This is a genomic window from Methylosinus sp. PW1 (genome assembly GCF_000745215.1).
Classification (GTDB): domain Bacteria; phylum Pseudomonadota; class Alphaproteobacteria; order Rhizobiales; family Beijerinckiaceae; genus Methylosinus.
This window is the reverse complement of sequence record NZ_JQNK01000009.1, coordinates 658,904-681,691: the sequence shown is the minus strand read 5'-3', so window position 1 is coordinate 681,691 and position 22,788 is coordinate 658,904. Positions and strand designations below refer to the sequence as shown.

Genomic DNA, 22,788 nt, shown 5'->3' with positions numbered 1-22,788 from the left:
GTCAGTCGCGGCCGGCGGAGCGGCGCTGCTCGCTGTCCGCGGCCTTGTCGCCCTCGGCCTTCTCGCCGGCGGGCGTCGCACTCGCGGTGGCCGGGAGCGTCCCATTGCCCGCGGCGGCGAGCACCGCCTCGCGGAAGGCGCCTTCGACCGAGACGACGAAATTGTAATTCGACGTCGAATAAGGCCCGATGCGCGAGGGATCATTGCTGCGCCAGCCCACGAGAATGGCGCCGAGCTTGGCGCGCTGCTCGCCCGCGAGAACCGCGCCGCCGGAGGCGCCGTCGCCCGTGCCGCAATCGAAGGCGAACTCGCGCGCGCCGCCCTTCAGCTGATTGGTCTGCGCGCGCAGGCGGCAGGCCTCGAAGGACATTGTCTCGGCGTCGCGCCAATCGGAATGGCCGCGCGAGACGAACTCCACCGTCTGCTCGACGGCGAGCTGGTCGGCGAGCTCATAGGGCTTCACATCGTCGAGCGGCTGCGCGAGCCGCGCCACCGCCCAGTCGTTGATCGCCTTGACGGCGTAGGGCTTGGCCGAGCCGGCGACGATCGACGACATATCCACGGCGATGCGACGCTTCTTGCCGTCGACCTCGGTGACGAATTGGCAGACGCGCGCGCGCTTGGCGCCGCGCTCGTCGAAGAAGACATGCGCCGCAGTGGTGATGACATTGTTGGAGAGCGTCAGCTGCCCGGCGCCATGCGCGCGTCCGCATTGGATGAGCCCGGAGGCGGCGTGCGACTGCTTCAGCGCGCCGGCGTCGAGCTTTTGACGCGCGGCGTATTGCTCGGCGTTGGCGCGACGCTCGGAGCCGAGCACCAGCACTTTCGTCGGCTCCAGCCGCGCGGCCGCCGAGAATTTCACCTGCTGGGTGACGCCGGCTTCCGCGGTGGAGGTGGCAAATGGCGCAGCCGCCAAGCAAAGGGCGGCCGCGAAAAGACGATATTCGACGTTCTTCATCGCGTCCTCTTGTCTCGTTCGCGATTAGGACTATGCGAGGCAATTGCGGTTCACAAGCTTGGCAGTAAGCAAAAACACGGACTTCGCCGGAATACCTTCGAAGCGTCACAGAGTCGCCACGCGCGGGCGCGGCCGCCGCGAAATCGCCGCCGTCTGCGGCGCGCGACAGGGGCGGGCGCTTGCGCTATTCACATCGAGACGAGGCGGAGGAGCGCTGTGATGCGAGCGAGGATGAGACGAGCGGCTTTCGCGGGGCTCGCTTTTCTGTCGGCGGCGCCGGCCTCGGCGCGCGCGCCCTGGCCGGATGATTTCGTCGGCCGTCTCGAGGCGCTGGCGCTGATCGAGACGCTGAACGCGGAGCTGCTCGCCGGGCGCAGCGCGACATTGGTGCTGGAGAAATGGTGCGCCGACCATCACATGGCCGCGGAGCCGAAGATCGTCGCCCAAGTCGCGCCGGGCGCCGCCGCCGCGCCGAGCGCGGAGCAGCGCGAGCGATTGGCCGTCGGCGCGCAGGAGCCGGTGAAATATCGCCGCGTGGCGCTGCGCTGCGGCGCGCATACGCTTTCGGAAGCCGATAATTGGTATGTGCCTTCGCGCCTCACGCCGGAGATGAACCGCGCGTTGGAGGCGAGCGACGCGCCCTTCGGCAAGGTGATCGCGCCGCTGCGGCCTTTCCGCCGCACATTCTCGGCGGAGATGCGCTGGTCGCCGCTGCCTGTGGGTTGGGAGAGCGAGACGCGCGAGGCGATCATGCGTGCGCGGCCGAAGAAGGTGGACCTCGATCCGCCTCGCGCGTTGTTCGAGCATCGCGCCATCGTGCATGGCGGCGATGGGACGCCGATCTCGGAAGTGCGCGAGACCTATACGAACGAGCTGCTGGATTTCGACGCGGCGGCCGTGCGGGAGTGAATGAGAGCTTCGGGGAGCGCCCGCCTCACTCCTCCTCTTCGTCGAACATTCCGAATTGCGCCGGCGGGCGCGACGGCTCGGCGAGGCCGAGATGCCGGAAGGCGTGCGGCGTCAGCAGCCGTCCGCGCGGCGTGCGTTGCAGAAAACCCTGCTGCAGCAGGAAGGGCTCGATGATGTCCTCGATCGCGTCGCGCGGTTCGGAGAGGGCGGCGGCGATCGTCTCTATCCCCACCGGGCCGCCGCCGAAATTGACGGCCACCATTTCGAGATAGCGGCGGTCCATCACATCGAGCCCGATGCTGTCGACCTCGAGCAGAGCCAGCGAGCGATCGGCCAGCTCGCGCGTCACCTGTCCCGCATTCTCGACAATGGCGAAATCGCGCACGCGGCGCAGCAGGCGGCCTGCGATGCGTGGCGTGCCGCGCGAGCGCCGCGCGATCTCGCGCGCGCCATCCTCGCTCATGGCGACGCCGAGCACGCGCGCGCCGCGCCGCACGATCAGCTCCAATTCTTCCGCCGTGTAGAAATTGAGCCGGATCGGAATGCCGAAACGATCGCGCAGCGGCGTCGTCAGCAGGCCGGCGCGCGTCGTCGCGCCGACGAGGGTGAATTTGGCGAGATCGATCTTCACCGAGCGCGCCGCCGGGCCTTCGCCGATGATGAGATCGAGCTGAAAATCCTCCATGGCCGGATAGAGAATTTCCTCCACCGCCGGATTGAGCCGATGAATCTCGTCGATGAAGAGAACGTCGCGCGGCTCGAGATTGGTGAGCTGCGCCGCGAGATCGCCGGCCTTGGCGATGACCGGGCCGGAGGTGGAGCGGAAATTGACGCCCAGCTCGCGGGCGACGATCTGCGCCATGGTCGTCTTGCCGAGGCCGGGCGGGCCGACCAGCAGCACATGGTCGAGCGCCTCGCCGCGCGTCTTGGCCGCCTCGATGAAGATCTTGAGATTCTTGCGCGCCGCCTCCTGGCCGGTGAAATCGCCGAGCGAGAGCGGACGCAGCGAGGCGTCTGGATCGTCCTCGCGCTTTTCGGGCGTCACCAGCCGGCGGGGAGGGGTGGTCAAAGAATCGGGCTCCGATTGCGTCGATGCGCGGGCTGCCGCGTTATGCTAGACTATGCGCCCGGAGAAAAGCCCGTGAGCCGCCCCTCGTCGCAATATGAGCATATGTCCCTCGATGACTTCGAGGAGCTTCTCGCCGACAAGCCCGCGAATGAAAAGTGGGAGCTGATCGGCGGCCGCGTCGTGCGCATGATGGTCGGAGCGCGCTGGGAGCATAATTACATCATCCAGAACCTTTCCTCCGGCATTCGTGAGAGGCTGAGGGCGAATGGCTCGTCGTGCCGGACATTGACCGAGAGCTTCCGGCTGAGAGACGCCCCTATGGATTCATCCACGCTGCCGGATGTGATCGTGCACTGCCGACCGCTCGAGCCCGGCGCGACGTCGCTGAACGATCCGACCGTCCTCGTCGAGGTCATGTCCGAGGGCAGCAAGGCGCGCGACCGTTTCGAGAAATGGGCCGTCTATCAGAAGCTGCCGAGCCTGCGTCATTACGTGCTGGTCGAGCGCGACCGCGCGCATATAGAGACCTTCGATCGGGCAGGCGCGGTCTGGGCCGGCGTGCGCATCCTCGATGGCCTGGAGGCGGAGCTCGATCTGCCGGCGATCGGCGTGAGCGTTCCGCTCGCGGAAATTTATCGGGATGTGATTTCTATTTAGGTAGGGCGCGATCCTTCTCCCGCCTGCGGCACGGCTGTCCGGGGAATGAGTCGATAGGTCGCGGGCGCATGCCCGGCTTTCCCGAGAGTTTCGGGGTACTTTCTGGTTGTCGAGACTCAGAAAGAAAGAGCCGGACATGCGCCTCGAGAATAGCGTCTTCGTCGAGCTTCTCAAACCGATCGATCGTCGCAGCTTCCAGAAGATCGTGGATCGTCACGGCGGCGACGCCTACGACAAATCCTTCAGGAGCTGGAGCCATCTGGTGGCGCTGATCTTCGCGCAGCTGGGCGCGGTCGTCAGCCTGCGCGCCCTCGTCGCCGCCTTCAACGCCGAGGCCAATGGGCATTATCACCTGGGCGTCGGGCGTTTCGCGCGCTCGACGCTCGCCGAAGCCAGCGCCCGCCGGCCCGTCGCCGTCTTCGCCGATCTCTTCGCTCTGCTCGCCGCGACGCTCGACCGCAAGACGCGGCGCGAGGGAGCCGAGATGCTCCGCCTCATCGACTCGACCCCCATCCCTTTGAGCAAGTTCCATGCGTTCGCCCGCTCCAACGGCCGCATCCACGGGCTCAAAATGCATGTCGCCTATGATCGCGGGGCCGACCGTCCCTATCGCGTCGAGGTGACGCTCGCCAATGTCAATGATGTCACCATCGGCAAGAAGACGCCGATCGAGGCGGGCGCCACCTATGTCTTCGACAAGGGCTATTATGATTTCAAATGGTGGAAGGGCATTCACGACGCCGGGGCGCTCTTCGTCACGCGGCCAAAGACCAACACGCGCTTGAAGGTCGTCGCCGAACGGCCGCTCGATAAGACCCGCGGCGACGGCTTCACCGTGCTCGCGGACAGCGAGGTCGCGCTGGCCAGCAAGGGCGATTCCAAGCTGCGGATGCGCCTGCGCCGCATCCGCATCGAGCGCGACGCGGCGAGCCGGACGAAATCGCCGATCATCGAGGTGATCACCAACGACATGACCCGCGATGCGGTGGAGATCGCCGCGCTCTACAAGGCGCGCTGGGCGATCGAGCTGCTGTTCCGCTGGCTGAAGCAGCATCTCTCGATCCGCAAGTTCTTGGGCAAGAACGAGAACGCCATCAAGCTTCAGCTGCTGGCGGCGATGATCGCCTTCCTGCTGCTGCGCATCGCCGCGCACAGCCACGGCGTCACTCTGCCGCCGCTGCGCTTCGCCGAGCTGGCTGGCCGCTTCCTGTTCGCGCGCCGGCCCGTCGCATCGATCGACGAGCCGCCGCCCAAATATCGCGTGCCGAGCCGGTGGAAGTCCGACTGCCAGATCGAGATGATCTATGCCTGAGTTTCCCCGGACAGCCGTGCGCCTGCGGGAGAAGGAGAGGGGGCGTTATCGCGCGCCGATGCGCCGGCGGGTCTCGATCGTCACCCACACATTCGGGTCTTGCTGCGACTGGCGTTTCACGAAGCGATAGCCGGTCGCGTCCCACGGCTTCACCTCGTCGGCGAGATTGTCCAGCACGAAGTCGCCGCGATTGGTGCGCGCCGTCAGAATCGCATGGCCCTGGTCGTTCTTGTCGCGCACGATGGTCATCAGCAGCGCCTGGCGCGGAAAGCCCATTTCCATCAGCAGCCGGCGCTTCTGCAGCGCGTAGATCTTGCAGTCGCCCTTGCCGTCGGTGGGATAATCCCAATGATCGGCCATCGTGCCCCAATGCTCGAGATTGGAGAGAGGCTGTATCGCGGCGTTCACGGCGCGATTGATCTCGTTCAGCCGCGCCCAGGTTTCGCGCGAGAGGTCGAGATCGGCGGCGGGCAGGACCGTCTGTCGGCATTCCTGCGGCTGGCGGCCGCAAAAATCCATCCAGCCATAGGGGATGGAGGTCGGCTCGCCGGTGACGACGAAGCTCGCGCGCGGGACCTCCGCGCGTGCGGCCGAGGCGCTGCAGACGATGAGCGCCAGAGCGAGCGGACTCAAGACGCGAATGAGAAAATAGGCCACGCGAACCCCCGAAGCCGGCGTGGAGCGCCGCAGCCCGCCGCCGCGGCGTCCCTCGCCATCGGGGCCGAGAATGCGCGCGCGCCTTTTGCCCGCTCGCCAATTCGAACGCTCGGATTTTAGCGATCCCGCGTTTTTCCCTGCGGTTGACCCTCGCGCTGGCGGCGCAATCTGACAGAAGCGGTCGCCTTCCCCTTTCCGCTGGAGAAAGAAGCAAATGGCCACTGCAAAGAAGCGCGAGACCGCCGCGCGTCCGACCCCCTCTTTCGGCAATCCAGATCTTCCGCCGCAGGGCGCGATCAATGCGCGAAATAAAGCCAGCCTCACCGACCCCGGCCCGCGCAGCGAGGCGATCGGCGGGCAGTTTCCTTCGGCTCAGTTTCCGCCGCCCACCGACGTCAGCGACATGCCCATGTTCTGGGCGTCGTTCAACAATGCGCCCAAGCGCGTGCAGAACGGCGGCTGGGCGCGGCAGGTCACGCAATATGATTTCGCCATCGCCGAGGAGATTTCCGGCGTCGATATGCGGCTGACGGCGGGTGGAATAAGGGAGATGCATTGGCACCTCGCCGCCGAATGGGGCTATGTCTCCTATGGCTCCTGCCGCATCACCGTGCTCGACGATCAGGGCCGCGCCTATGTCTCCGATGTGAAGGAGGGGGACATTTGGTATTTCCCCGCCGGCCAGCCGCATTCATTGCAGGGGCTAGGGCCGGACGGCTGCGAGTTCCTGCTCTGTTTCGACGACGGCAAGGCGACCGAATACAACACTCTGCTCGTGACCGACTGGATCGCCCATACGCCGCCCGAGATTCTCGCCGCCAATTTCGGCCTGCCGGCCGAGACCTTCGCCAATATCCCGCTCAATCAGCTCTATATTTTCCAAGGCGAGATTCCTGGTCCCTTGGCCGCGGATCAGGCCGCATCGGCGCAAGGGGAGGGGGCGCCGCCCTATCCTTACACTTTCTCGCTGAAGGGCAGCGCCGCCGCCAAAAAGACCAAGGGCGGCGAGGTGCGCGTCGCGGACAGCGACAATTTCAAGGTTTCCTCCACCATAGCCGCGGCGCTGGTCACGCTCGCGCCGGGCGCGCTGCGCGAGATGCATTGGCATCCCAATGGCGACGAATGGCAATATTGGATCAAAGGCCATGGCCGCATGACGCTGTTCGACGCCGGACCCAAGGCGGTGACGCAGGATTTCCACGCCGGCGACATAGGCTATGTGAAGCGCGCCCATGGACATTACGTGCAGAATGTCGGCGATACGGAGCTGCAATTTCTCGAGGTTTTCCGCGCCGCGCATTTCCGCGACGTCTCGCTCACCGACTGGCTCACCCATACGCCGCCGGCCATGGTCGCCCAGCATTTGAACATAGACGAGGCGACCATCGCCAAATTCCCGCGCGGCAAGCCCATCGTCATGCCGTGAGATCGCAGGTATGATAATACCTATGCGGTCTATTGCCGGGAAATGCGGGCTTTTCGGGCGCTCACGGGCGCCCGATTCCGTTTGACAGGGGCGGCGCGGTCGCTTATCACCCAGCGATCCCACGGGCGCAGACCCGAAAAGAACGGAAATAGCTCTCCCATGTTTGGCAAGACCTATTCGGCGAAGCCCGCCGAAGTGCAGAAGAAATGGGTGCTGATCGACGCCAAGGGCCTCGTCGTCGGCCGCCTCGCCAGCCTCATCGCGCTGCGTCTGCGCGGCAAGCACAAGGCGACCTTCACCCCCCATGTCGACGACGGCGACAACATCATCGTCGTGAACGCCGACAAGGTGATCCTCACCGGCCGCAAGCGCGACCAGAAGGTCTACCATCATCACACGGGCTTCCCGGGCGGCATCAAGGAGCGCTCGGCCAAGTTCATCCTCGAGGGGCGCTTCCCGGAGCGCGTGGTCGAGAAGGCGGTGCAGCGCATGCTGCCGCGCGGCCCGCTCGGCCGCAAGCAGCTCGGCAATCTGCGCGTCTACAAGGGGCCGGACCATCCGCATGTCGCTCAGACTCCCGAGCCGCTGGACGTCGCCGCCCTCAATCCCAAGAATGCCCGCAACGGCAAGAACGCTAAGAGCGCCTGACCATGGCCGAGACCACGCTTTCCTCTCTCTCCGAGCTCAATCAGGCGACGGTCGCGGCAGCGTCCGAGGCGCCGAAATATGAGCAGAAGCTCGACAAATACGGCCGCGCCTACGCCACCGGCAAGCGCAAGAACGCCGTCGCCCGCGTGTGGATCAAGCCCGGCACGGGCAAGATCACCGTCAACGGCCGCGACGTCGCCGTTTATTTCGCGCGTCCGGTGCTGCGCATGATCCTGCAGCAACCGCTCGGCGTCGCCAATCGCGTCGATCAATATGATCTGGTCGTCACGGTTGCTGGCGGCGGCCTCTCCGGCCAGGCCGGCGCCGTGCGTCATGGTCTTGCAAAGGCGCTCACCCATTATGAGCCCGAGCTCCGCAGCGCGCTGAAGCGCGAGGGCTTCTTGACCCGCGACTCGCGCGTGGTCGAGCGTAAGAAATACGGCAAGCGCAAAGCCCGCCGCAGCTTCCAGTTCTCGAAGCGCTGATTATCTCTCGATCGGCGATACGGGCGACAAAGGGCGGCGCGAGCCGCCCTTTTTATTTGTCTCACGGGAATCGGAACCAGCACCAATGGCGAAAATCTTCATCGATGGCGACAGCGGCACCACGGGGCTCGAGATCCGCGAGAAGCTCGCGGGCGCGCCGAATCTGGAGCTCGTCTCCATCGCGCCGGAGCTGCGCAAGGAGATCTCCGCCAAGCGCGACATTCTCGCGCGCGTCGATGTCGCCATTCTCTGCCTGCCGGACACTGCGGCCAAGGAGACGGTCGCGCTCGCCGATGAATTGGGCGAGGCCGGACCGCGCATTCTCGACGCCTCGACAGCGCATCGCGTCGCGCCCGGCTGGACCTATGGTTTTCCCGAGCTCGCGCCCGGCCAGACGGAGGCGATCCGCAAGGCGCGGCGCGTCGCCAATCCCGGCTGCTACGCCACCGGCGCGATCGCGCTGCTGCGTCCGCTCGTCGATGCGGGGCTGATCGCCGCGCAGGATGCGCTGACGATCAACGCCGTCTCCGGCTATTCCGGCGGCGGCAAGCAGATGATCGAGGCTTACGAGAAAGGCGAGGCGCCGGCCTTCGAGCTCTACGGCCTCTCGCTCGAGCATAAGCATTTGCCGGAGACCGCGGCCTATTCGCGGCTCGCCGCGCCGCCGCTGTTCGTGCCGTCCGTCGGCAATTTCCGACAGGGAATGCTGGTCTCGATTCCGCTCCGGCTCGACGCGCTCTCCACGCGGCCTCGCGCCGTCGATCTCGAGGCGGCGCTGGCGCGTCACTATGCTGGCGCGACTTATGTGCGCGTCATGCCGGCGCCGAAGTCCGGCCGTCTCGATCCGCTCGCCTTGAACGGCACCAATGATCTCGAAATCTTCGTCTTCGCCCGCGAGGAGAGCCGCCACGCGCTGCTCGTCGCGCGGCTCGACAATCTCGGCAAAGGGGCGTCGGGCGCCGCCGTGCAGAATCTGTCGCTGATGCTCGCCTAGCGCGCGAGCCGACTTCACTCGGCGGCGCGGAATGATGGGAGCGGTTTTGAAAGCATGGCAAACGTATTCTGCGGATGAGATTGGACCGGAAGCCAGATCCAGGAACAGATCGACCAGCTAACGAAGCATGTCGTCAACATAGTGAAACGCCTCACCGCATTGCGGAGGCCGTTATCGGTCGGCGGCGTCCTCGGAAGGCGCGCTAACTTCCTTATGCTTAAGGTAAAGCCTAAGCTAAAAAAGTAGCGCCCTACCTACCTAGTTCCTCGAACCGTTTTCTCTTCTCTTCATCCAACATTACATCGATAATAAATTCTAAATCGACGTCATCAGCAACATTACTGCTTCGCTTGTAACCAAATTTTTGCGAAATAATACTCAGTAACGCCATTGCTTTTCCTTTTGATACCCCATCAGTAACAATAATTCTCTCGAAAATATGTCTCCAGAACTCATTCTCTGACCTTAAGTGACGTGCCTGTGAACTAAATAATAGCTTCATCCTTTGAAGCCTAATCGTAATATTTTTCAACTCGTCACCGAGGCGTGCAGCAGTATTTTTTGAATCCTCAATTTCACCACTTAGCGCGCGTCTATTTTTTCTTGAATAGTAGTTTATAGCTACAAGGAATACAAAGTATATGATCGTATATACAGCTGAGTTTGCGGCGATCTGATAAACATTTATATTCCCTCTTGTTGGGTCCGCCCGCCTCAACGCCATCCCCCTCGGAGCACTAACCAAAATCGGAGACGGAGAAACAGCCCCCTTTGTTCCTTTCACAATAGCAACATATTCAGATGTCGGTGGAACTTTACCTATTACCAATATACTACCCGCTCGGCCTGTTGGATTTAAAATTTCTATCCCAGATATGCCGGTATTTGATACCACGCCATCGATACCAATGTTCATTCCAATCTCGATATTTACCTGGTCGGGGCTATTATTATTTATTACAACACTAATATAATAATTATTCGCGTCTTCAGAAACTGAATAATCAACACCGCCAGAGAAAGTAAAATATGGCATTAGGATGTTGATCGTACCGACGAAAATTGCGGTGGACGCGGCAATAAGGAAATCCTTAAAGACGCTCACGTAGTCGATGTCCTTCATCAGGAAGCCCCGGCAACAATAGCAGTGTTAGAACGAGTCGCTCGATTTTACAGCAAACTCTGCCGCCTTTGTCCATCAAATGCGCAGGCTTGGCTACCCATTGCGGCCGTGGGCCCGGGTCATGCTCTGAAAGGTCGACTCCGTCTGCTATGAAGCGCTGCGGCGGAAGGTGTCGAATGGATTGTCGACGGCGAGCACTGACTGCAACGATTATTGGGGGCGTTCACGTCAGTCTTCGTCCGTCACGGCCTCGGCGTTATGCAGGCGACGCGCATGCAGCGTCGCCACAGCCAGCACGCCCATCGCCAGCGCCTGATGCGCGAGCCCGGCCCAGAGCGGCACGACGAGCAGAAGCGTCGTTATGCCGAGCACGACTTGCGCGCTCACATGGCCGAACAGCAGGCCGGCGCCGCGCGCGGCGCGTCCGCCCGCCGTGCCGGCCGCGTCGATGAGATGAAACAGCGACAGTGCGAGCAATACATAAGCGATCATGCGATGATCGAATTGCACCAGCGCGACATTGTCGACGAGATTGCTCCACCAAGGCGAAAGACGCAGCAAATCCTCCGAAGGCGGAATGAAGCTGTCGTCCATCAGCGGCCAAGTGTTGTAGGCGTAGCCGGCGCGCAGCCCAGCGACCAGCGCGCCGGCGCCGATCTGCGCGAGCACGAGAAAGAGCAGAAGATTCGCGAAAAAGGAGAGCCGCCGGCGCCCGCTCGCGACGATGATGCGCGTCCCATAGCCGAGCCCGCCCGCGACCCACAGACATGCGGCGAAGATGAAGGCCGCGAGCAGCAGATGAATGGCGAGCCGCTCCTGCGCCACCTCGACGCGATTGACGAGTCCCGATGACACCATCCACCAGCCGACGCCGCCCTGCAGTGCGCCTAGCGCCAATATTCCGATGAGCTTCGGCTTCACGCTTTTCGGCAGCCGTCCGCGCAGCCAGAACCAGGCGAGCGGAACGGCGAAAGCGAAGCCGATGATACGGCCGAGCAGACGATGGCTCCACTCCCAGGCGAAAATCGTCTTGAACTGCGCGAGGTCCATGTTCGGGAACATCTCGCGATACTGCGGAATCTTCTTGTAATCCTCGAAGGCGGCTGACCATTGCGCCTCCGAGAGTGGTGGAAGAACGCCTGTTATCGGCTTCCATTCGGTGATGGAGAGGCCCGATTCGGTGAGCCGCGTCGCGCCGCCCACCACCACCATGGCGAAGACCAGCGCCGCTATGACGAGCAGCCACAGGCGAACGTCGGTCGCGCTCTCCTCGCTCGGCGGCGCGACGATGGCGGGCGTGGGAGCGGGAAACTGGATCCAGTCGGTCATGGGGGCGGCTCGATGTGAGAGGCTCTCGCGCGCCAATTAAGGGGAGCCGCGCGCCCTTGTCCACGGGGCCGCGGGACCGAAACGCCGCGGGCGAGAATTTTCCGGCTGAAAAACGCCACGTCCGGGAGGAAAATAGAAGCGCGCGAATCGTCGCGTGGGCAGGGAGCGGAGCGCAGATTTTGACCGCCAAGACCGACGGCGCCTTCCGCACGATCGGCGAGGTCGCGGAGAGCCTCGACCTTCCGCCGCATGTGCTGCGCTTTTGGGAGACGCGCTTTTCCGAGATCGAGCCCGTCAAGCGCGCCGGCGGACGGCGCTACTATAGGCCGCGCGACGTGGAGCTGGTCGCGGCGATTCGCCATCTGCTCTATGGCCGCGGCTATACGATCAAAGGCGTGCAGCGCCTGTTGCGCGAGCAGGGCGTGCGCGCGGTGATCGAGAGCGCCCGCGGCGGCGGCGGGCCGGAGCGCGCCGATTTCGACGAGCCCGAGCCCCAGGCCGCCGAGGCTCCGCTCTTCTCCTATGGCGAATCGCCGGCGCGGCCGGAGCCGTCACGCTCGTTTCACGCGCCGGAAATCCACGAGGAGGACGCGCCGAGGGCGTCCACCTCTCTCGTCGCGCTCGCCGCGCGCGAGCCGCCGCCCATGCTGACGCTGCCCGCCGTGCGCCTTTCCGAGGCGCCCGCCGCCGGCCTGCGCCCGCAGGATGAGCGGCTGCTGCGGCAGGCGCTGGCCGATCTCGCCGAATGCCGCCGCATGCTGGAGCTGACGCGGCGGTGAATTCCTCGCTTCTTCTGCGCTGTCATGCGTTGCCAGCGGCTTCGCCGGCCTCTATAAGGGCGGCCATCGGAGTGTAGCGCAGCCCGGTTAGCGCACTTGTCTGGGGGACAAGGGGTCGTGGGTTCGAATCCCGCCACTCCGACCAATTAAACGCTTGTAATATAGCGTTTTTCTGGCCAATGAAGAGGCCGGGCGTTTCGCACGAAAGTGGAACGGAACCGCCCGAAAATCCCGCAACGGCGCAAAAAGTCCCGCAGAAAGTCCCGCAGGGATTCTGCTCTTGTTCCCGTCGGCCCAAGACAGCAAAAAGCCCCGCCGGCGGACCAGCGGGGCCTGAAGCTTTTCGACCATGCAGCGGCCTATCGCGCGTCTTCGCCGGCCGCGCCCTGCGGTTCTTCGACCTCCATCTCCGTCAGCCATCCAGATGATCGCGCCAGGCGGTGGACGACGCCGGTGATTCGATATTCGCCATCGATCCCGCTGCGCACGCCGGAGAGCGTCAGGGGAGCTTGCGGCTGCGCGGCCGCCTCGCCGTCGATAATGACGGCGCCGCCGCCCTTGCCGCGCGCGATCTCGTCGGCGTTGGCGTCGGCGCGATCTTGCGCCTGGCTGCGGTTCGGAAAGCGCCGCGTGTCCACATGGCTCGATTTCGCCGCGGAATCGGCGGACGCCTGAACCTGCTCATATTTCCCGGTCTTCGGATTATAGAGCCAGACGACGGCCGTCTTATAGCGCGGGCGGCTTTGCAGCGGCGTCAAATCCCAATAGACGAGGTTTTGGCCATAGACGGCCGAGACGCCGGCGAGCGCCCGGCCGCTGGTCGAGCTCCCCGAATTGCGCGGCACGAAGACGGCCCGCGTCCCGAAGACCTTGAAAGTCGCGCCGATCTCCTCCGCCACTCGCTTGCCCCAGGCGAGGAAGCTCTCGTTTCCGATCTGCCAATAGTCGCGTCGGATTTTCGCCAGCGACGAATCGACCTGAACGGTCAGTCCTGCCGTTTTGGCCCATTTCTGGGCCGCCTGCTCGAAAGTCATATTATCGGCGTGGCCCTGCTGCTTTTGCTTCGCCGGCCCGACGAAATCGACGCCCGATGCGGTCAGCGCCAGCACGAAGCCTTCGCTACGGCCTCCGCGGCTGTGCGGCTCATCGGTCGTCCCCTGGAAATTGACAGCCTGGCCGCCCGACTTCCACGCGAGCTTCACCGAAATATCCGCCCCGACCCGCGGCAGCTTGATCCTTCCGCCGAGATCGTCGAGCAGCAGCTCCAGGGCGTCGCTCATCCCGCCGTCATAGAGCCTCAGCGCGAGCGAGAGGAGATAAGGCGAGAATCGCTCGGTGACCTCGGTCCCGTCGACGGAGATCGTGTAGGAGACGCCCTCAATCATAGAGCGAGACCACTTCGGCCGCCGTCGCCGCCGCGGAAGCCGCCGCCGGCCGCAAGACGCTGACCGCGGTTCCGACCGGAAGAATGGCGCCGAGCGCAGAGAGCCCCGGATTGCGCACGAGCGTATCCTCGACGAGCCCCGCGACCTCGCGGCGATAATAGCGCCAGAGCAGCAGATCGAGCGTCGTCCGCTCGGTCTCGACAATGAGAACGTCGATCGTCATGCGAACAAGCTCATCAATGTGCCGAGCATGGCTTGCGACGAAGCCGCCTTCGGCGATTTCATCAGCGAAATTTCGAATGTGATTTCCCGGCCGATGCCCTGATTGTTGAGATAGCCCTGCTTTTGCCGCAGCCTCTCGAGGAAATACCAGCCGAAGACCGTCCCGTCGCCGCGCACCAGCATTTGCGGCTGTCCGCTCCGCGCCATCGTCTCGAGCGTCGAAAGGCCGCCAAGCCCGCCGAACTTTCCCGGATAGAGCGTGCCGGAGAGACGCAAAGGCTCATCCGCCTCGCCGACGAATTCGCGCGGGCGCGGGCCGCCGACAATATCCTTCGCCGCAAAATCCGCGCCCACCTCGCGCTCCATCTCGGCGACATTGACAGGGGCGACGTCGAATTGAACGGTTCCGAGCTGATAGAGCATTACCCGTCCCCCTGAAGGCCGCCCGTCCCATATCCAGCGCGCCGCAGCTGCGCGAGCGATTGCATCGCCTGGCCGCGATCGACGGATCCTCCCCAGCCGAGCTGCCTGCGCAATTGCACAGTCTCCCGCAGCGCCTCGTTATGCGCATGCAACGACGCAGAATCGACATCGAAGCTCGCCCGGCCGCCGACCGCGGCCATATGCTCGTCACGATAGGTCTGGAGCATGGATTGCCGGCGCCCGGCGGCGGTCTCCTGTGGATTGGCCCGATATCCGCGCAGCCATCGTCGTGCATTTGCGACGCGCGCGCCGGTCGAATTGTCGCCGTAGCGCTCGAAGTCCCAGCCGATCGCGCCCGCGCGACGCAGATCGGTGACATTCGCCCATCCGCGCGTGCCGCTTCGAGAACGCGCCTCGCGGGCGAAAAAATCCACCTGCGTCGCAAAATCCGTCCAGGGCTTGCCGCGCGCCGCGGCGAAGGCCTTGAGCGCGGCGAAGCGCTCATTCCGCCATTGAAACAGGCCATGCGCCGTGCCGCGATCGCCCGGCCGGCCATTGCTCATGATCTCGCTCTCCTGCTGGGCGTTGCCCGCGGCGATCGCTGCCGCCTCGGGCGTCCAGCCATGCACGCGGATGAGACGCTCCATGAGCGCGCGGCCGCGAGCTCCGAGGCCGCCCTGCGGAACGCCGCCGTCGCCGTCCCCGGCGCCCACATCGAGGTCCTCCATCGCGCCGGCGCGCGCGCGAATCGCCGCCGCGGATTGCGGACCGGAAAGCGACGCGCCGGCCCCGATCAGCCGAGGCGCGCCGCCGCCTCCCAGCGCCGCCCGTCGCCCCAGCGAGGCGCGGCCATAGCCGATGCGGAACGGAACCGTATCCGCATGAGCGGCCGAGACGCCGAAAGCCTTGCCGAGCCCCTCCGTCGCTTTTTTCCAAAAGTCTTTCCAGAAATCGGATGATTCCTTTTTGGCGTCGGAGAGCGCTTTTTCCCGTTGGGCGACGCCATGACGCGCCCCGCGTCCGCCATTCTCGGATTTCGGCTTCGCCGCTTCGCTCTGCGGCTCCTCATCGTCCCACCAAGGCATTGTGACGCCGAGCGAGCGCCACCATTCATGCGCCTTGCGCTCGATCGCCGCGTCCTTCGCGGCCGCATGAGGGTCATGATTTTTGAACGGATTACGGCCCTCGATCACGCTCGACAGCACGCGGATCGCCGTTGCGAGGCCATGAAGAAAGCCAGAGACAGGCACGGCCTCCAAAGCCGCGGCGCCGAGATCGTCCAGCGCCGCCGATAGCTCCTTCAGCGTCGCTTTCGGATCATTCTTTTGCGCCTTGACGCCCTCTTCGAGCGACATCGCCTCATGATAGAGCCGACGATGCGCCTTCAGCGTCTCTTCCTGCTGAATCAGAATCCGGCCGAGGTTCGCCGCCGTCGACGGCAGCACCTGGTTCAGCAGCCGCACCTGATCGGAAAATGTCTTATAGCCGCCTCGCACAGCCGCCGGCTTGAAAATTTCTGTGAACCATCGGCCAGGATCAGAGGCGAGCAGATCGTCTCCTTTGACCTTGCCCGTATATCCCATGATCTCGCGAGAGCCTTTCGCATAGCGGATTTTCCCGGGCTCGGAGAGCAGGCCGAGCTGGTTCATGAGCAGCGCCGGCATATGCCGCTTCTGCAACCCGCCGCGCAGGGTGCGCGTCAGCATCGCCAGCGCATCGCCGGCGGAGCTGCCGTGCATCTCTTGTATGAGCGACGGCATGGTCGTGTTCAGAAACTCGTCGGAAAGCGTCGCGCCGGCGCTCTTCGAATATTTCGCCGCCTCGTAAATCTGTTCCGTCGAGATCGTGCGCCCCATGACCTGCATGGCGCGCACCTGGCCTTCGAGATAGGCGCGGAACCGTTTTGGATCATTCATGAGGCCGAGCGATTCCCCGCCTTTCACGAGATCGGCGAGATTGGCGTTTTCGACGCCCATGCCTTTGAGCACGCTCGCGGCCTTGGCCAGCGGGCCGAGCAGCTCGAACATTTCCTCGGGATGCTGGACTGCGGAGCGCCCTTCCTTGAACAGCTCGAGGATTTCCGAAACGCTCATATTCGGCGCGCCGCGCGCCGCCTTTCTCGCCGCCGCCTCCGCGCGCGCCAGCTCGTCGGGCTTTATCCCCGCCAGTCGCGCGCCGGTGAGCACATGGCCGCGCTCCGCCGCTCCCTCGACCAGCTTGGTGATCGCCTCATAGCCGATATAGCCGCCGGCGAGCGGCAGCACATGACCGAATTTCCCGGCGAGCGCGCCCATGGCCGCCGCGCCGCCGGGCGTGAGCAGGCCGGAACCGCCGGCGCCGGACATGCCGGAGATCATTCGTCGGCTCGACGAGAGGCTGGCGGAGCGCCCGGCGCCGATCGCGGACATTCCCGCGATGAGGCCGAGGCCGGAGCCGCCCCCCGCCGCGCGCTGCGCAGCGGCGAGATCGCGATAGAACGCCTGCTGCTCGCGCTTCACATTGCGCAGCGCCGCGACCTGCGCGCGTTCCCAAGCCTTGACGTCCGCCGACTGCCCCTTCGTCCATTTCGCGGCGTCGCCGGCGAGCTTTTGCGTTTTGGCGTAATCCTTCCAGGCCGTCGCTACCGCCTCGACATCCTTCGCCGAGAGCTTGAGCCCGGAGAGCGACCGCGTGAACCGATCCGTCGCCCCCGTATTCGCCATGCCCTTGGCGACGGCCTTTGCCGCATTCTCCGCATCTTTCAGCGCCTGCCCGACATTGCGCGCGGGACGCGTGACATCATCGATGAGCTTGACCGTCAAGGAGCTCGTCAGACTTGCCATCAATCGATCCCCATCATCTCGCGCGCCTCGATCAGCTCGGCGATGAAATCATCCCAGGGCATGGACATGATTTCCGTCATGCTCCAGCCCATGTTGCGTCCGATCAGGGCGCGATAGTGCCGCCAGCCGCCGGGCCAGAACCGTCGCTCTCGACGTCCTGGAACCGGCGGGGCAAAAAATCTTTTGCGGCCTCGTCCAGAGCCAGGCGATCGTCATCGTCCAGCGCATCGAGAACGACATCGGGGATGCTCGCACCGGAATCGTCCCGATAGATCGGGAAGCGCACAGAATCCTTTTCCTTGATGCTCTCGACCCAATCGGCGACCTCTTTCGCCGTCAGCCTGTGCAGATTGACATGATCATAGATCGCGCCGTCATAGGCGAGCGGCCATGCCAGCGTGACGCTCTTGAAGCGCGCCGCGCCGCCGACGAATTTCGGCGCTTCCGGCTCCGGCGCAGCGGCGACGACATCTGTGTTTCCATCATCCATGGATCGAGCCTTTCATGAAAAAAGGCGCAGCGCTATCCGCGCCGCGCCGTGACGACATTTCTCAGCTGATGCGCAGGATCGCGTTCATATCCGCGTTGCGATCGACGCCATTGACGCGCCATGTGGAGTTGAAGAAATCATAATAATAGATTTCCTGCTTGTCCTCATACAGCTCGTAATGGGTGATCTCGCCGACCTTGTGATCCTGCTCGCCCAGCTTGCCGCGCTCATGCTCCTGCTCATTGAGCTCGAGCAAGCGCCCGAAGACGACGACCTTGCGCTCGATCGCGCGGCCGCCATTCTTGTCGCGCAGCACGCCATAGACAGTGTAGGGCTTCACAGCCTGCGTGCCGAGCCCGAACATCGCCTTCGTCTGCGCATCAGCGCCGATGAGCTTGAAGCTCAGCTCGAAGGCCTCGAGCCCGAGGCCGCCGATGGTGAGCGCGCCGATCGAGCCGCCGGCATGATGCTCGGCCGATTTTTCCTTGAGCTGCGGCAGCATGATCGCCTGCAGCGTCAGATGTTTCGAATTATTCGGCCCGTCGTCGCCGGCGAACAGATTCGCGGCTTCCCAAATGATGACCGATGCGGCCATGAGACTATCTCCGATGGTGCGAGAAAGAGAGACGACGCGCGCGAGAGCGCGCGCCGCGATCAGGCGAATTGACCGACGATCGTCGCCGATTGCGTGACGAGCGTCGCCAGCTCCTCGACGAGCGCCTCGTAATAGGGCCGGGAATCGATCGTGACCTGCGCGATCGGCGCCGGCTCCTCGCTCTGGAAGAAGACCCGGAACTTGCCCTGCCGAAGATCGGTCGGAGAATTCCGCGAGGACTCGAAGCCGACGCGGAAGCCGATCGAGCCTTCCTGAAGCAGCGCCTCCTGGCCGATCGCGGTCATATCGTTGAGCACCGCCTGAACCCCATGCGAGGTCACATTGTCGACGCCGAGACGCAGGCGGATCGATTTGAGCAGCGCCAGATGCGCCCAATCGCGCCCGCGCGACTTGTTGTAGAACCAGAAGTTCGGATCCGTGTCCGCATTCCAGAGCCCGGCGAAGACGAAGCCATTGCTGGCGATCGCCGTCTCGACCCCGACCTCTCCGCGCTCGACCACGCCGATATGCGCGGCGAGCAGCTCCTGGCCCTCCGTCGCGCCATCGACGAGCGAGAAGCTGTAATAGGTCTTGAGCCCGACGATCCCGCGCATCTGCTGGCCGGCGAAAGACCAGAACGGATAGCCGCCATGCAGAAAATCGGTCCGCACGGCGAGTCCGAGCGCGCGCGCCACGCCGTCCTCATAGCGCGTGTTCACGCCATCCGAGACGACGGTCCATGCGTCGATCGGAATGAGCCGGCCGGAGCCGAGCGATTCTTCCCAGGCGATGGCGTTGGCGACGCCCGTTCCGGGACCTCCGACGATCGAATGCGCCAGCAGCGCGTTGAGCACCGAGGGCAGAGCCGCACAGATCGGATTGGCGGTGATGACGGCGTCGACGATCGACACTGTGACGTCGAAGCCGTCGCCGATCGCGAAATCCGTCGCGCCATCGGCGATGGTAAAGCCGATCTGCGTCGCGTAAGCGGCGCCGACGGTCGCATTGGCGAGCGCGACCCCATGCGGATCGGTGACGGAAAAGACGCCCCCATTGGCCGGCACGGCGGCCGCGACCGTTATGTCGAACTCGTCGCCGGCGACGAAATCCGTCGCGCCGTCGCCGATCGTGAAGCTCAATCCCGGCGCGGACGCGCTGGAATAGGCGACGCCGACGACGCCGACGCCGTCGAAGGTCCCATCCGGCCGCACCACCGCGAAAGCGCCGCCATTTGTCGCGACGCCGTCGAAGATCGCCCGCCAGACGCCCACCGCCGCGGCCGCATTGGCGGCGAGGCCGCTCACGACGCCATTGCCCGTGTTGCCGCTCTTGGCGGCGCTCGCGGCCGAGCGCGCGCCGCCGATGCAGCGGACCTGATAGACGCCCGCCTGAACGCCGGCGAGAAAAGCCGGCGAGGCGAGCGTCATCGCGCCATTGCCGGTGTTGCCGCCGGCTTTCGTCGCTCGCGAAACATCGGTCGAGCCGCCGGACGCGCTCGTCTGCCATGTATAGCCCGGCGCGCCGATGAGCCGCGGAATGACGCCGGCCTGCGATCCCGCGCGCAACAGCGCATAGATTCCCGTGCCGGTATGGCCATTGGCCGAGCTGCCGTTGCGCGCGCCGATGATATTGGCGATCATCGCCGCATCATTGCCGCCGGCGGCGACGCGCACCGCGACGATGCGCGCGCTCGTCTGCAGATCCGCCAGCTGATCGTCGATCGCCGTCACCGCCTTGTAGAGATCGCCCGTGCCGATCTTCGCGAGCGCCACAGGATCGCCGCTGTCGAAAGCGACAGGCTCGTTCAGCGGCAAGAAATCGGCGCGCGCGTCATCGCTCGGCAGCACCAGGCCGATCACCGAAAGATCGGAGGCCTGCGCCGGCCGCGGATCGGTGTCGTCACGATTGAAGATGAGACCATAGGTAGGGGAGGTCATTGATGAGGCTCCGTGAATATGATTTTCGTCATCACACGATGTGCTTGAGATCGCGCACATCGCCGTTCGGCGGCTGATCCGGCGCGTCGAATGCGGGCGGCCGTGGCGCCGTGATCTCGTTTTCCACGAGCAGCGCGCGAATTTCTTCGATATGCGCGCGCAGCTTTTCGATATAACGCCAGCAGCGTGCGAGATCGCTTCGCAGCTGGGCATTGGCCTTTGCCTCCGCATCGAGCAGCAGCTTGATGCGATCATCGACCAGCTCGTTGAGCGCGCGCTCCGCCTCGGCGTTGATCTTCTTCGCCTCCGCGCCCTGCTTGCCGTGTCCGAGCAGCCATGACGCCGCCTCTCGCAGGAAAGCGCCGACGACGCCGCCGCCGCCGAGCGCCGCGATAATCGTCGCCGCCTGTTCCGAAATATCGTGACTGCTCGCATCCGGCATTCGCCGACCTCCTCTCAGCTCTTGACTTGCATCCCGCGGCACACGCGCGCCTCTGCGTCGAGGCGCGCGGCGTCATTGACGATCGCGAGCCCATCCTTGTCCGGGTGCGCCTCGGCATAATCGGCCATGCGATCGAGCGCCGCGTCCGACAAAGGAACCGGACATACCGGCGCCAGCTTGCGCTGTATTTCCAAGCGCCGCGCCGCCGGCTCCTTATTCGCGGCTCGCGCCGCCAACGTCGGAGCCAGCTTTGCGGGCGCGCAGCCGGCGAGCGAGCTCGTGAGCATCGGCAGCAGCGCCAGGCAGAGCGCTGCGCGCATCGGCGATATCTGCGACCACATCGGATGTCTCCTCTGCGGCCTCGGCGACCGCCGCCTCTTCGTGGGTAGCGACGCGATCCTTGTCCTGGCGCCGGAGACGAAGCGCCCCGAGGAGCGCTTCGAATGCCGGGCCGAGGAGCTTGCCGAGAACCGCGCTCGCGAATGTTGCGAGCGCGCCCATGGGTCAGCTCGCACCGAGGGTCGAGGCGCTGGCCGTCGCCGGGATGACATTGAGCGCCGAGAGGCGCGCGATGATCAGCGGCTCCAGATTGTCGCCGGCCCATTTCGCCACCTTGGGCTCATAAGCCACGATCCATTTCAGCGCCGCGGCGATCACCTCATTGGAGACCGGCACGGTCGCCGTCTCGTTGCGCACCGCGCCCGCGACGCTGGCCAGTGCATAGTCCACGGCCTTGGCGATCACGTCATTGGTCAAAAACGTCTGCACATAGGAGGGCAGAAAGCTTTTGACGCCCCACGAGACCACCGCGAGGAAGATCGAGCCGCTCGTCGCCAGCAGGCCAGAGATCCAATCGCCCCAGGGAATGGAGACGGTCGACGCCGCCGGCGCGGCGACAGCGTCCGCAGCATAGGCGGCGCCGACGCTGAGCGCGATCGTGCCGGCGATAGCCGCGGCGACGAGGGCGAGGCGGGCGACGATCCGGGCCGCGGGCGTGCGAACGGCGGAGACAATCTCGCAAGCGGCCAGGAACGCCGTGGCGATCGTCACCATGAGAATGCGCGCGATATTCAGCAGCGCCGGCTTATAGGCCACGCCGATGACGAAGCCGATCGCCAGAAACGAAATCGGCGCCGACGGGAATATCAGGGCGGCTAGAACCGCCACGACGGTAAGTGCGAACAGAGCTTTCATATTCCGATCTTTCGATTATTGGCGGGTCACTGCATCGCGATTGCGCGCGGCCCCGCCGGGACGCCGCGCGCGCGAAAGGGAACGCGGTCAGTCCGCAGGCGTGAAGTCCACGTAGAACTTGTCGCCGTGCTTGAATTTCCCCCAGAGCGCCTCGTTGGCGATCTGAATCGAGAGCGACGCGCCAGGAGAATATTTCGCGAAGGTGTTGTCTTCGTCCAAGCCGCTCTCATCATATTGATTTTTGCAGACGGCATGCATGGTGAGCGTCTCGCCCGTCTTCACCTTCACTCCCGCGTCTTGATTGTTCGGATCAGCCCAATCCGTCGTGAAATGCTCTTGCACCATTCCGACTTGCAGCTTCGCGCGCATCGTGGTCATTTGCTTAATCCTCGTCTATTGCTGGAAACCGCCGGCTCGGATCAGTTGAAACTCTGCCCGGTGATGGCGAGCCAAACGACATTCAGGAGCGGCGACACCAGCACGAACGCGATGAAGGCGAACGCGGCGAGCGCCGCGCGCTTGATGATTTTCGACATGTGAGGAGCTTTCAGTTGTTGAGCGCCAGTTGATAACTGCGCGCTACTCCGGCACGCCCCAGCGGGCGGCGTAGAGAATGGCGGGGAGAAGCTTGACGAGATAGATCGCCGCGAACGCCGCGCATGCGCTCGCCACGATCAGCAAGAGCGCGTCGCGATCGTCCGGCGGCATGGCGCGTCAGTCCTTCGGCGGCACATAGACCTTCTTCAGATCGGCCCATAGGCGATAGAAGGCCGGCGCGCATGCGACGAGAAATATGACGACCGCTATGGTGGCCGTCGTGCGATCGGGATGCGGGAATTCATGCAGGAATAGGCCGAGCGCGATTGCGCCGACGGCGGCAGCATAGGCCGCGTAGACCAGAAACTTTCCCATTGCGATCTTCCTTCTCGGAA

General features: G+C 64.4%; 26 protein-coding genes and 1 tRNA gene. 9 read left to right on the top strand and 18 right to left on the bottom strand.

The features are described 5' to 3' along the window. Nucleotide 1 precedes the first annotated feature (1 nt). A complete protein-coding gene (locus K369_RS12555; RefSeq protein ID WP_036291609.1) occupies nt 2–958 on the bottom strand; it encodes a trypsin-like serine protease in 957 nt (318 codons plus the stop codon). 231 nt (nt 959–1,189) lie between these two features. On the opposite strand from K369_RS12555, the gene K369_RS12550 reads away from it, so the two are divergent. Continuing rightward, entirely contained in the window at nt 1,190–1,867 is a 678-nt protein-coding gene (locus tag K369_RS12550) for a hypothetical protein (protein WP_245278184.1), read from the top strand. Nucleotides 1,868–1,892: 25 nt separating this feature from the next. Here the strand turns inward: K369_RS12550 and ruvB are convergent, their stop codons facing one another. Continuing rightward, nucleotides 1,893–2,936, bottom strand: a complete 1,044-nt coding sequence (gene ruvB, locus K369_RS12545; RefSeq protein WP_026191424.1) for a Holliday junction branch migration DNA helicase RuvB — start codon at nt 2,934–2,936, stop codon at nt 1,893–1,895. 72 nt (nt 2,937–3,008) lie between these two features. Between ruvB and K369_RS12540 the strand changes: the two genes are divergently transcribed. Together K369_RS12540 and K369_RS12535 are read left to right on the top strand one after the other, a co-directional pair. After that, nucleotides 3,009–3,593, top strand: a complete 585-nt coding sequence (locus K369_RS12540) for a Uma2 family endonuclease (RefSeq protein WP_084570807.1) — start codon at nt 3,009–3,011, stop codon at nt 3,591–3,593. 136 nt (nt 3,594–3,729) lie between these two features. Beyond that, complete coding sequence (locus tag K369_RS12535; protein ID WP_036289774.1) at nt 3,730–4,905, top strand: IS4 family transposase; 1,176 nt, start codon at nt 3,730–3,732, stop codon at nt 4,903–4,905. Between the two features lie 45 nt (nt 4,906–4,950). Here the strand turns inward: K369_RS12535 and K369_RS12530 are convergent, their stop codons facing one another. Next, on the bottom strand, nt 4,951–5,562 hold the full coding sequence (locus K369_RS12530) for a transglutaminase-like cysteine peptidase (RefSeq protein ID WP_036295071.1): 612 nt from the start codon (nt 5,560–5,562) through the stop codon (nt 4,951–4,953). Nucleotides 5,563–5,776: 214 nt separating this feature from the next. On the opposite strand from K369_RS12530, the gene K369_RS12525 reads away from it, so the two are divergent. The 4 genes from K369_RS12525 (at nt 5,777) to argC (ending at nt 9,115) form a co-directional block, all read left to right on the top strand. Next, nucleotides 5,777–6,988 (top strand): cupin domain-containing protein, encoded by a 1,212-nt coding sequence (locus tag K369_RS12525; RefSeq protein ID WP_036291604.1) that lies wholly within the window; start codon nt 5,777–5,779, stop codon nt 6,986–6,988. Nucleotides 6,989–7,147: 159 nt separating this feature from the next. After that, on the top strand, nt 7,148–7,636 hold the full coding sequence (rplM, locus tag K369_RS12520; protein ID WP_018266208.1) for a 50S ribosomal protein L13: 489 nt from the start codon (nt 7,148–7,150) through the stop codon (nt 7,634–7,636). Between the two features lie 2 nt (nt 7,637–7,638). After that, nucleotides 7,639–8,121 (top strand): 30S ribosomal protein S9, encoded by a 483-nt coding sequence (rpsI, locus tag K369_RS12515; RefSeq protein ID WP_018266207.1) that lies wholly within the window; start codon nt 7,639–7,641, stop codon nt 8,119–8,121. Nucleotides 8,122–8,206: 85 nt separating this feature from the next. Beyond that, on the top strand, nt 8,207–9,115 hold the full coding sequence (gene argC / locus K369_RS12510; RefSeq protein WP_036291601.1) for an N-acetyl-gamma-glutamyl-phosphate reductase: 909 nt from the start codon (nt 8,207–8,209) through the stop codon (nt 9,113–9,115). A gap of 250 nt (nt 9,116–9,365) precedes the next feature. On the opposite strand, the gene K369_RS26490 is transcribed toward argC, so the two are convergent. Both K369_RS26490 and K369_RS12505 read right to left on the bottom strand, forming a co-directional pair. Further along, on the bottom strand, nt 9,366–10,238 hold the full coding sequence (locus tag K369_RS26490) for a hypothetical protein (protein ID WP_156967875.1): 873 nt from the start codon (nt 10,236–10,238) through the stop codon (nt 9,366–9,368). Nucleotides 10,239–10,466: 228 nt separating this feature from the next. After that, a complete protein-coding gene (locus K369_RS12505) occupies nt 10,467–11,567 on the bottom strand; it encodes a COX15/CtaA family protein (protein WP_036291599.1) in 1,101 nt (366 codons plus the stop codon). A 179-nt stretch (nt 11,568–11,746) separates the two neighbouring features. On the opposite strand from K369_RS12505, the gene K369_RS12500 reads away from it, so the two are divergent. Both K369_RS12500 and K369_RS12495 read left to right on the top strand, forming a co-directional pair. Continuing rightward, nucleotides 11,747–12,346 carry a MerR family transcriptional regulator gene (locus tag K369_RS12500; protein ID WP_036295070.1) on the top strand — a complete coding sequence of 200 codons (600 nt, stop codon included), beginning with the start codon at nt 11,747–11,749 and terminating at the stop codon, nt 12,344–12,346. 67 nt (nt 12,347–12,413) lie between these two features. After that, nucleotides 12,414–12,491 (top strand) — tRNA-Pro (locus K369_RS12495). Between the two features lie 214 nt (nt 12,492–12,705). On the opposite strand, the gene K369_RS12490 is transcribed toward K369_RS12495, so the two are convergent. From K369_RS12490 to K369_RS12425, 13 genes are all read right to left on the bottom strand, one after another. Next, nucleotides 12,706–13,731, bottom strand: coding sequence for a phage late control D family protein (locus K369_RS12490; RefSeq protein WP_036291597.1), 1,026 nt, complete (start codon nt 13,729–13,731; stop codon nt 12,706–12,708). After that, a complete protein-coding gene (locus tag K369_RS12485; protein ID WP_051949256.1) occupies nt 13,724–13,954 on the bottom strand; it encodes a tail protein X in 231 nt (76 codons plus the stop codon). The genes K369_RS12490 and K369_RS12485 overlap by 8 nt, the downstream gene beginning before the upstream one ends. Beyond that, nucleotides 13,951–14,376 (bottom strand): phage tail protein, encoded by a 426-nt coding sequence (locus K369_RS12480; protein ID WP_036291596.1) that lies wholly within the window; start codon nt 14,374–14,376, stop codon nt 13,951–13,953. Before K369_RS12480 ends, K369_RS12485 begins: the two co-directional genes overlap by 4 nt. Beyond that, a complete protein-coding gene (locus tag K369_RS12475; RefSeq protein WP_036291592.1) occupies nt 14,376–17,198 on the bottom strand; it encodes a phage tail tip lysozyme in 2,823 nt (940 codons plus the stop codon). The genes K369_RS12480 and K369_RS12475 overlap by 1 nt, the downstream gene beginning before the upstream one ends. A gap of 103 nt (nt 17,199–17,301) precedes the next feature. Further along, nucleotides 17,302–17,688 (bottom strand): hypothetical protein, encoded by a 387-nt coding sequence (locus K369_RS12470; protein ID WP_051949255.1) that lies wholly within the window; start codon nt 17,686–17,688, stop codon nt 17,302–17,304. 61 nt (nt 17,689–17,749) lie between these two features. Next, nucleotides 17,750–18,283 carry a phage major tail tube protein gene (locus K369_RS12465; RefSeq protein ID WP_036291591.1) on the bottom strand — a complete coding sequence of 178 codons (534 nt, stop codon included), beginning with the start codon at nt 18,281–18,283 and terminating at the stop codon, nt 17,750–17,752. A gap of 59 nt (nt 18,284–18,342) precedes the next feature. Next, nucleotides 18,343–20,220: a hypothetical protein gene (locus tag K369_RS24695; RefSeq protein ID WP_051949254.1), complete on the bottom strand. Its 1,878-nt coding sequence runs from the start codon at nt 20,218–20,220 to the stop codon at nt 18,343–18,345. A gap of 31 nt (nt 20,221–20,251) precedes the next feature. After that, nucleotides 20,252–20,662, bottom strand: coding sequence for a hypothetical protein (locus tag K369_RS12450; RefSeq protein ID WP_036291588.1), 411 nt, complete (start codon nt 20,660–20,662; stop codon nt 20,252–20,254). A 14-nt stretch (nt 20,663–20,676) separates the two neighbouring features. After that, nucleotides 20,677–21,003, bottom strand: a complete 327-nt coding sequence (locus K369_RS12445) for a hypothetical protein (RefSeq protein WP_156967874.1) — start codon at nt 21,001–21,003, stop codon at nt 20,677–20,679. 163 nt (nt 21,004–21,166) lie between these two features. Next, nucleotides 21,167–21,856: a hypothetical protein gene (locus K369_RS12435; RefSeq protein ID WP_036291582.1), complete on the bottom strand. Its 690-nt coding sequence runs from the start codon at nt 21,854–21,856 to the stop codon at nt 21,167–21,169. Between the two features lie 87 nt (nt 21,857–21,943). After that, entirely contained in the window at nt 21,944–22,234 is a 291-nt protein-coding gene (locus tag K369_RS12430; protein WP_198033112.1) for a hypothetical protein, read from the bottom strand. Between the two features lie 201 nt (nt 22,235–22,435). Continuing rightward, nucleotides 22,436–22,564, bottom strand: a complete 129-nt coding sequence (locus tag K369_RS27965; RefSeq protein ID WP_256380989.1) for a hypothetical protein — start codon at nt 22,562–22,564, stop codon at nt 22,436–22,438. A 6-nt stretch (nt 22,565–22,570) separates the two neighbouring features. Continuing rightward, the gene (locus tag K369_RS12425; protein ID WP_036291580.1) at nt 22,571–22,768 is read right to left on the bottom strand and encodes a hypothetical protein; all 198 of its coding nucleotides are present in this window, start codon (nt 22,766–22,768) and stop codon (nt 22,571–22,573) included. Nucleotides 22,769–22,788: the final 20 nt, after the last annotated feature.